The following is a 9,127-nucleotide window of genomic DNA, read 5'->3' on the forward strand; positions in this document are numbered from 1 at the left end:
CAAAACCTTGCGTCTTCATCGGCCCGCGTCCTGTAGGGGCGAAGCATTCGGGCAATAACCTATCGGTGAAACCGTAGATTTTCTAACCGAATGCTTCGCCCGTACTTTTTGCCGCAAACCCTAAGTAGCCTATACTCAACGGATTTAGTATATAGCGTTTCCTGTTCGCAAGAGGTACATTATCGATGTTGAAAAGCTTAATCAGCAAAGGTTTAACTGTCCCACACAGCTATTTAAACCGCTATAAGCGGTTTAAATAGGGTTTGCGGCAAAAAGTTTGCTCCCCCTAAATTCCCCTTAAAAAGGGGGACTTAAAGCTGAAAAAAGGGGCTTTGCGCCCCTAAAAATCTTTAGTCAACCGATTAAAAATCTACACCAGACTATAGACAATTACTAAACCCAAAACTGCGGCAAAGACAATTAAAGCGTAGAATTGGGCGCGACCATTTTCGAGGTATTTGAGACCTTCACCACTGACAAGAGTAGCTAAACCGGTTAAATTCACCGCCCCATCGATAACGCGATAATCCACTTCCATAATTTGCCGTGCGAGACGACGACAACCCTGGACGAAAACTCGATCATAGAGATTGTCAATGTACCACTTGTTCAGGGAAAAACGATACAAAACGGGGAATTTTTGGGCAATAGTTGCGGGGTCAATTTTCTTCTGGAGATACATCAAAGAAGCGACAGTAATCCCGATTAAAGCAATCCCCACCGAATTACCCGCCATAATCAGAAACTCTGTCCAATCAAAAGCATGAACTTCTTCCACTACTTCGTTAGGAACATGAATAAAACCCTCGAAGAAATTCTGCCAAGGTTTACCCACCAAACCGATTAACAAAGAGGGAACCGCCAAAATCATTAGAGGTAAAGTCATCGTAATTGGCGATTCGTGGGGTTCATGGGCATGATGGCCGTGGTTGTCTTCTTCCTGTGCTTCCGAGTCCAATTGCTTAACATTCATTGCCCCCGGTCCAAAAGCCGGAATCGCGCCCGCATTGGCTAACAGTCGGCGTTTAATCTCCTTATTAGTGCCTCTAAACTCCCCTTCAAAGGTGTTAAAGTACATCCGGAACATATAAAAAGCTGTTAAACCCGCAGTGGCCCAACCGATTAACCATAAGGACGGGTTCGCCTCAAAAGCTAAACCGAGAATTTCATCCTTCGACCAGAAACCAGCGAAGGGAGGAATCCCACAGATGGCCAGAGTTCCCACCAGGAAAGTTAGGGCAGTAATGGGCATATACTTGCGTAAACCGCCCATCATCCGCATATCTTGCGCTAAAACCGGCTCATGACCGACCACATCCTCCATACCGTGGATGACCGAACCGGAACCGAGGAACAACATCGCCTTAAAATAAGCGTGGGTCATCAGGTGGAATAATCCAGCACTATAAGCGCCGATACCCATAGCCATAACCATGTAACCCAATTGGGAGATGGTGGAATAGGCTAAACCCTTTTTGATATCATTCTGGGTGAGGGCGATACTTGCCCCTAGAAAGGCAGTAAAGGCCCCCGTCCAAGCAATTACCGTCATCGCCGTGGGAATTGGCTCAAAAACGGGATACATCCGGGCAATCAGGAAAACTCCGGCGGCCACCATGGTGGCGGCGTGAATCAGGGCCGAAATCGGGGTCGGACCTTCCATGGCATCCGGTAGCCAGACATGAAGGGGAAATTGGGCTGATTTGGCCACGGGTCCCAGGAAGACTAAAACGGCGAATAATGCCGCTAAACTGCCGGCAATGGCTCCAGAAGAGACTAATTCCTCTAGACGTTCACCCATGATATCAAACTCGAAGCTGCCGGTAGCCCAGAAAAGACCCAGCATTCCTAGTAATAAGCCAAAATCGCCGACGCGGTTGGTAACAAAGGCTTTTTGACAGGCCTCGGCAGCCGCCGGACGAGTGAACCAGAAACCTACTAGCAGATAGGAACACATCCCCACCAATTCCCAGAAAACGTAGATCTGGACGAGGTTGGGACTAATGACCAAACCGAGCATAGAACTGCTAAAAATGCTCAGATAGGCGTAAAAACGCACATAACCGGGGTCGTGGGCCATGTAACCATCGGTATAAATCATCACCAAAAAGGCCACGGTGGTGACGATAACCGACATTAAAGCGCTGAGGTGATCGATCGTATAACCCATTTTCAGGTGAAAGTTACCCGCCGATGCCCAATCGATCATTTGGTTGTAGGGAGCGTGTCCATTGATTTGACTCCACAACAGCGCAAAAGACAGCACCATCGACGCGCCGAGGGTAGAAATGATCAATACAGCATTTACCTGTCGCAGACGATTGGTGACTTCATTAAAGGAAATTAAGCCCGCGCCGACTAGGGTAGCGCCTACCAAAGGCAGGACGGGAACTAGCCACGCGTACTGATAAAGCGGTTCCATTCAGTAATACCTAGTTTACAACTTCACACTATTTGGTTTATCTTCATCTATTGTGACATAGGTTAATTCTTAAGAAAGTGTTTATACCTAGTTTTGCTCAATAAGGCGGCGAAAGGTCAAAGGATCTTATCAATTTGGCAGTTTAGCGAGCGGGACGGTAATTTTTAGGGAGAAGCAGGAAAATTATCGAATAACCACGAAAGCAAGGAAACGATTAAACCAGCAGAAAAGGAAATTATCGCCACGATCGCCTCGCTACCAAGATAACGGGATAAAAAACTGCCTTGAATTTGGGCGATCGGTAGTCGCGGATTTAACCCCACTTGGATGCTGTTGGTATTGCCGGAAACGCTCACTTCTAAACCTTGTGATGCTTCGGTAAATTGAATTTTTGGGGAAAGAAAAAGAAAATAGATAAGCCTATTGCGATGACACCCATCAGACTATCAGGTTCGGGAATGGTTGCTGCTGTAGTAACAGAAACCGGAGCCTGATTAGGAGAAAAAAGCGCAAAGGTACGGGTTGCATCAATAGCGATTCCATATATATCGGGATCAATATTGTAACTTATCGTGCAAGCGCACATTCCTCCGTTTTGATATATCTGCTCCAAGAATTCTTGCCATTTACGACCTTGATAATACGATATATAATTTCCCAGGACAGCACCAAACAAATCAGAAGGATAAGTAAAATTGCCTTGGCTATCAATGACCCTCACATACAAGAAGGCAGATTGTTGGGGAATAACATAATTCCTCGTGTTTTGCGTCTCACCTAAAGCAATTAAAGCGGGATAAGTCGTTGTTAGGACATTATCAATGGCATTCCTTGCCGCTTCTGCACCCTGAGCATTTAGCCAAAAGGTGGGTTGCAGATTTAAATTAGAGGGATTGCCGAATAAATTGCTAAAAGTATCCTGAACAAAATTAACATTGTAGGAAGAATTATTGACGACTAGATCTTTAATGCCGGTGATATTTCCCTTGGCGTTAAACTGAACAGTAGCCGCTTTAGCTGAGGATAGCGTAAAGCTGAAAACTGAAGCTAAAATCGTTAAACCGAGGATTTTAGTCTGTTTAAACATGATTCTTTCTGTACTCAGGATAGTTAAAGTAACCCGTCTGTTATAGCACAAAATATTCCCAGAACATTTGGCTATTAGACTTCTGGCAAAAGTAAGCTCTTGAGCTGCTATCAGATCAGAATATCTAAAATACTAGATAAATTTGACATAATCAGAGGTTATACAGATATTTTAGTCGTCTGTTGTCTTTTTTCTCCTCCTAGTCTCCTGTCTCCCGAAAACGAAAACTTTGTACCTCACTATTGAGCAGTTGATCCATCTGCCAACCTAACTTAGTTGGCTGCTGATAAACCTTTTTTAAAGTGTTAATATCCCGGCTAGAAATCGGGGCAATATCTCTAGTTTGAGCGAAATACATCACATCCGTCTCTAGGGGACTATGACCCCAAATTCCCAAAGCGTGACCTAATTCGTGCCGCGCTGCCGCTAAGGCCGACCGATCGGCTAAATTAGGACTAATCTGGATACTCATCCGATGAGTTAAGCGATTTTCCTTGACAAAAATCTCGTATTGTGTTATGGCAGAACGCACCCGGGGCAGTTCTAACTTACCCGTTTCGGCATTAAAACGGACTCCCGACGGCGGTAACTCTCGTTTAATGAGGATATCGGCCAATTCTGCCCGATTTACCAACTCCATCGGCAAATACTGCCCCCATTCAGCGATCGCCTGTTGTACCAAACTCAGCCAAGAACTGCGATCGCTGTGAACATAAATCTTCACGGGAAATTGCGACCAAATCAACGCCCCCACGGGGCTGATTTCCACAGCATCAAAATAATCCCCGGACTGGTTTTGCTCTTGCCATTGGGCTAAATTAGCGGGTAAAGGATGGGTTTTTAACTCTGGTAGCGATCGACTGTCGGCAATCAAAGAATAGGAAAACAGCAAAAGACTCGCCAAGGCTGCGAGTCCTAGAAAAGAGAACCGACCTCTTAGCATTTAGCGATTTAACCAGCCGGCACTCAGTACAATAGTTAGGGTGATAAATACCGTCCCCAACGCCCAAGTCACCTGATTTAAGGTTTTTTCCGCCGTTTTTGCGCTGGTAAAAATCTGTGATTGGCCGCCAATACCGCCAATACCATCCCCTTTGGGACTGTGTAATAACACCAAAATCGCCAGAAAGGCCGCCGCCAGCGCCCAAATAATCTGTACTACCAGCACCACTGTCATGATTATTACTCTCTATTTTCCATTACAAAGTATAGCAGTTATCAAGCCGTCAGCTTTGAATTAGTTATCAACTGGAGTCCTCTTCATCCTCTATATCCTCAAGTGTTAGTGGTGCTTGGGCGCTATGGCGAACATATAACACATAAACCGTACTATCTCTAATTGTAAAAAGCACTCGATAGACATTTTTGCCTTTCCCATAAAAAAGTTGTCGGACTTCTTTGGGTAGAAAAATCGTCTGTTCGAGCGCTAAAGCACAACGAGTTGGTTTCTCTTGCAGAGTCGCAATAGCATTCATTAATCCTCGAAACCAACGGTCAGCAAACTCGGCATTATAACCTCGATACCAGCGATAGGCTTTTTCGATCTGTGCCGTGGCAGTTGGGGTAATTTCAACCTGAAATACCATATTTTTCGGCCATTTCTTGGGCAAAATCGGCAAGAGGACGGGTTTTACCGGAGTTTATCTCCTCAAAACCTTGCTGAATCCCCTCAATGCTCTCTAAATACTCCATCAGTTGTCTGAGCTTACTAGGATCGATTTGATCGAGAAAAGTCACCAGCACTTGTGAGCGATCGCTAATATCATTGGGTAACTCGGTTAGGTGTATTTGTCCATCTCGATAAACACCTTCGATGGTTTTCAGCATAAAATTCCCCTTTATTGACTTTTTACTCGTTAAAGCGAGATGCGGACGGGAGTGCGACTGGCTTTAATTTCCACCTCGGCTGGTTTAATCAGCGATCGCCCAGTCATTTCTATCGGGACGGGAATTTGGAGAATTTCCAGGATAGTGGGGGCAATATCGGCTAAACGACCATCATCCCGCAGCTGCACATCGCCACCGTGGCCGGGTATTTTTCTCCCTTCCCCTTCAATTAAAATTAAAGGAACGGGATTAGTCGTGTGGGCCGTCCAAGGATTACCCGACTCATCCACCATCGTTTCCGCGTTACCGTGGTCGGCAGTGATTAACACTGTTCCCCCCAATTTATTGACGCTACTTAACAACTTAGCCAAGCATAGATCCACCGTTTCCACTGCTTTCATGGCCGCGTCTAAAATGCCCGTATGACCCACCATATCGGGGTTAGCGTAATTGACTACCACCAGACTATAGATCCCCTGTTCGATCGCCGCAGAGACCGCTGCTGTCACCGCGGCTGCCGACATGGCCGGAGCTTGGTCATAGGTGGCGACTTTTGGACTAGGAATTAATTCGCGCACTTCTCCCTCAAAGGGTTTTTCTAATCCCCCATTAAAAAAGTAGGTGACGTGGGGATATTTTTCGGTTTCCGCACAACGAAACTGTTTTAATCCCTGTTGAGCGATCACCTGTCCTAAAATATTATTTAAATTCTGGGGAGCAAAGGCCACATCTACCGGTAATTTCGGATCGTATTGGGTGAAAGTAACAAAACTAAGCGGAGAAATTAAATCTCGATCGAAATCTTCAAAATCGGGCATAGTCAGGGCATAACATAACTGTCTAGCTCGATCGGGACGGAAATTATAGAATATCACCCCATCGCCCGCTTCGATCGCCCCCGGTGCAATTCTGGTGGGGGGAATAAATTCATCGGTAATATTTTGATCATAAAATGCCTGTAATACTTCAGTAATCGATCGCCCGTCGATACCTTGATCACTGGTCATCACGTTATAGGCTTTTTCCACCCGATCCCAACGGCGATCCCGATCCATGGCATAATAACGGCCACTGAGAGTCACCATGCGACCGAGTTTAATTTTATTAATATGTTCTTGAATCCGTTTAATAGCGAGCATTCCGTCGGTGACATTGGTATCGCGACCATCGGTGATGACATGAATGCAGACATCGCTAATCCCTTGCACTTTCGCTAAGTCTAATAATCCCAGTAAGTGATCGAGATGGGAATGGACTCCCCCCTCGGAACATAAACCAATCAGGTGTAATTTGCTTTTTTTGGGGCGAATCTCGGCGCAGAGTTTTAATAAAGCCTGATTTTGTTGAATCGAACCATCTTCGATCGCATCGGAAATTCGTACTAACTCCTGTGGTACAACTCGCCCCGCTCCGATATTCAGATGGCCAACTTCCGAGTTGCCCATCTGTCCTTCTGGTAGTCCCACATCCTTAGCGGAGGTGCGGATTAGGGTGTGGGGATAAACTTCCCAGAGACTATCCATAATCGGGGTTTTCGCCATTGCGATCGCATTATCCGACCTTTGCGGGCGATAACCCCAACCATCAAGGATAACCAGCACGACTGGGGATATAGGTGCGTGGGTCATGATATACAGTCCTAAATTAAGAGTGGATTTCCATGCACTAAGATAATATCATCGAAACTTCCATTGATCACCGGTCTCCTGGCGATCAACCCCCTAATGTCAGCAAATGATGGGTATGTCTCAAAAAAACGAAACAACTGCTTTAATAATCGCTCTTTTAGCCACTGCGGGCATTTTAGGTGGAGGTTACTTCTGGCTGCAAAGTCAATGTGCTGCGGGTCAAGAATTCTTTCTCTGTGGCAGCGGTAAAAGTCCGCAAAAATCCCCCACATCGGGAAGTGCCTCCTCTCCCCTACCCCCTCCCCCTTCCCCCCAGGAAGTGGTTAGTTTTGCCCCACCGACTTCTATCCCCAGTGGCACGACAATTCGCATTAACGGCTCTACCAGTATGGTACAGATTAATCAAGCCTTAAAAGCCGCTTTAACTGCCAAATTTCAGGGGGTAGAGGTCTTGACAAATGCTCAAGGATCTGATAGGGGATTAGAGGAAGTGGCCCGGGGGGCGATCGATATTGCGGCGGTGTCACGACCTTTAACCGAGTCAGAACGCTCTCAGGGATTGGCTTCTAGTCCGATCGTTCGAGATGCGATCGCTATTGTGGTGGGAGTAAAAAACCCCTTTGCGGGGGGGTTAACCACTGCTCAAGTTAAAGATATTTTTACCGGAAAAATCACCTCTTGGTCGGAGGTGGGAGGTTCTGCAGCTACTATTCAAGTGATTAATCGTCCTCCTATTAGTGGCACTTATCAAAGTTTTCGTGAGGAAGTGCTGCAAGGGGGAGAATTTGGTACAGGAACTAATTTTAAAATGATGGATAGGGATGCCACTACCCCGATTTTGCGAGTTTTGGGACTGAATGGCATTAGTTACGCAACCTATAGCCAAATTGCCAACCAAAAAACCGTCAGAGCGCTCGCTATTGAGGGAATTTTACCCAGTGAACCTAATTATCCCTGGCAGCGTACCCTTTACTACGTTTACAAAGAACCTGCTAGTGAAGCAGTCAAAGCTTTTATGGGTTTTGTGTCCTCTAGTGATGGTCAAGAAGCGATTTTTCGGGCCAATGAAGACTTACAAAAGTAGTTAGCGAGAATATCTGAAAATCTGGGAAATTTTACGCCTTGCATGACTAGGGTTAACCACAGAAACCAAAAACCTACCTAAAGCTTTTTAAAGCTACTCATTTCTGTAGCTAGATAGCTAAAATAAGTAACTTTGGCCACCGATAGATTTTAAGAACGTTATCAGGTATAATCAAGATATGAAGCTAGTTGAACGTCATATTATCAGTCAAAACCATCCCTTATGGTCAGAAATCGACCATTATGCCTTCTTGTCAAAAAATTTGTTCAATCTAGCTAACTACCATTATCGCCAATATTTCTTTGAAAACTCCCAAAAACTGAGTTTTAATCAACTCTATCATCTGGTATCTAAAACCTCAGATTATTTAGCTTTACCCACGAAAGTGAGCAAGCAGATAATCAGAAGATTAGAGCAGGCTTGGATTAGTTATTTTGCCGCTTTTAGAGCTTGGAAAAAACACCCTGAAAAATTTTTAGGAAAACCTAAAATTATTAAGTATAAGGACAAAACCAAAGGAAGAAACCTACTAATATATTCTCAGGAATCAATTTATAAAAAACCTTTAAAAGAAGGAATTTGTCACTTGTCTATGAGCGACGTAAAATTGACCACTTCCCGAAGAGAAATAATTGAAGTGAGAATTGTCCCCAAAAGTAGCTGTTATGTCATTGAAATAGTCTATGAAAGACGGTCGGAAACCACAGATAAACAAGAGATAGCTGGGATAGATTTAGGAGTTAATAACTTAATGGCTGTAACTACAAATCAAACAGGTGTAGCACCTCTTTTGGTAAATGGCAGACCGTTAAAAGCAATTAACACCTTCTACAACAAACAACGTTCCCGCTTACAATCTCAACTGAAAACCAGAAATAATCAACCCTCATCTAAGAGATTGATATTCCTAACCCATAAACGAAACTGTCGAGTAGAAAATTATCTACACACAGCCAGTAAAAGAGTAATAGATTGGTGTATTATTCATCAAATAGGGACGTTAATAATTGGGCATAATGAGCGGATGAAACAATCTCTTAATCTAGGAAAAAGGAATAATCAACAATTTGTTAATATTC

General features: G+C 44.5%; 9 protein-coding genes and 1 pseudogene. 2 read left to right on the forward strand and 8 right to left on the reverse strand.

Annotated features, from left to right (window positions below; all coding sequences use genetic code 11):
- Positions 1–370: 370 nt before the first annotated feature.
- The 8 genes and pseudogenes from IM500_RS15310 to gpmI form a co-directional block, all read right to left on the reverse strand.
- Complete coding sequence (locus tag IM500_RS15310; RefSeq protein ID WP_190380173.1) at positions 371–2,422, reverse strand: NAD(P)H-quinone oxidoreductase subunit 5; 2,052 nt, start codon at positions 2,420–2,422, stop codon at positions 371–373.
- A gap of 164 nt (positions 2,423–2,586) precedes the next feature.
- Positions 2,587–2,811: pseudogene (locus IM500_RS15315) on the reverse strand (hypothetical protein); the annotation flags it as partial.
- Complete coding sequence (locus IM500_RS15320) at positions 2,781–3,509, reverse strand: hypothetical protein (protein WP_190719002.1); 729 nt, start codon at positions 3,507–3,509, stop codon at positions 2,781–2,783. The gene IM500_RS15320 and the pseudogene IM500_RS15315, both read right to left, overlap by 31 nt.
- 199 nt (positions 3,510–3,708) lie before the next feature.
- Positions 3,709–4,452, reverse strand: a complete 744-nt coding sequence (locus tag IM500_RS15325) for a peptidase (RefSeq protein WP_190718999.1) — start codon at positions 4,450–4,452, stop codon at positions 3,709–3,711.
- Positions 4,453–4,686, reverse strand: coding sequence for a preprotein translocase subunit SecG (gene secG, locus IM500_RS15330; RefSeq protein ID WP_002736485.1), 234 nt, complete (start codon positions 4,684–4,686; stop codon positions 4,453–4,455).
- A gap of 67 nt (positions 4,687–4,753) precedes the next feature.
- Positions 4,754–5,095: a type II toxin-antitoxin system RelE/ParE family toxin gene (locus IM500_RS15335; RefSeq protein WP_002774217.1), complete on the reverse strand. Its 342-nt coding sequence runs from the start codon at positions 5,093–5,095 to the stop codon at positions 4,754–4,756.
- Complete coding sequence (locus IM500_RS15340; protein WP_002736285.1) at positions 5,079–5,336, reverse strand: hypothetical protein; 258 nt, start codon at positions 5,334–5,336, stop codon at positions 5,079–5,081. The genes IM500_RS15335 and IM500_RS15340 overlap by 17 nt, the downstream gene beginning before the upstream one ends.
- A 29-nt stretch (positions 5,337–5,365) precedes the next feature.
- Positions 5,366–6,964: a 2,3-bisphosphoglycerate-independent phosphoglycerate mutase gene (gpmI, locus tag IM500_RS15345; protein WP_190718996.1), complete on the reverse strand. Its 1,599-nt coding sequence runs from the start codon at positions 6,962–6,964 to the stop codon at positions 5,366–5,368.
- 106 nt (positions 6,965–7,070) lie between these two features.
- On the opposite strand from gpmI, the gene IM500_RS15350 reads away from it, so the two are divergent.
- Positions 7,071–8,048, forward strand: coding sequence for a phosphate ABC transporter substrate-binding protein (locus tag IM500_RS15350; protein ID WP_287738870.1), 978 nt, complete (start codon positions 7,071–7,073; stop codon positions 8,046–8,048).
- Positions 8,049–8,226: 178 nt separating this feature from the next.
- The coding region (locus IM500_RS15355; protein ID WP_287738872.1) for an RNA-guided endonuclease InsQ/TnpB family protein at positions 8,227–9,127 on the forward strand (901 nt) is incomplete at its 3' end.

Origin of the sequence: Microcystis sp. M179S2 (assembly GCF_020245805.1) — a bacterium.
Taxonomy (GTDB): domain Bacteria; phylum Cyanobacteriota; class Cyanobacteriia; order Cyanobacteriales; family Microcystaceae; genus Microcystis; species Microcystis aeruginosa.

Excerpts from the sequence above, each read along its gene's own strand:
- secG (WP_002736485.1), bottom strand. The coding sequence starts at position 4,686 with ATGACAGTGGTGCTGGTAGTACAGATTATTTGGGCGCTGGCGGCGGCC.
- IM500_RS15325 (WP_190718999.1), bottom strand. The coding sequence starts at position 4,452 with ATGCTAAGAGGTCGGTTCTCTTTTCTAGGACTCGCAGCCTTGGCGAGT.
- IM500_RS15320 (WP_190719002.1), bottom strand. The coding sequence starts at position 3,509 with ATGTTTAAACAGACTAAAATCCTCGGTTTAACGATTTTAGCTTCAGTT.
- gpmI (WP_190718996.1), bottom strand. The coding sequence starts at position 6,964 with ATGACCCACGCACCTATATCCCCAGTCGTGCTGGTTATCCTTGATGGT.
- IM500_RS15335 (WP_002774217.1), bottom strand. The coding sequence starts at position 5,095 with ATGGTATTTCAGGTTGAAATTACCCCAACTGCCACGGCACAGATCGAA.
- IM500_RS15340 (WP_002736285.1), bottom strand. The coding sequence starts at position 5,336 with ATGCTGAAAACCATCGAAGGTGTTTATCGAGATGGACAAATACACCTA.
- IM500_RS15350 (WP_287738870.1), top strand. The coding sequence starts at position 7,071 with ATGATGGGTATGTCTCAAAAAAACGAAACAACTGCTTTAATAATCGCT.
- IM500_RS15310 (WP_190380173.1), bottom strand. The coding sequence starts at position 2,422 with ATGGAACCGCTTTATCAGTACGCGTGGCTAGTTCCCGTCCTGCCTTTG.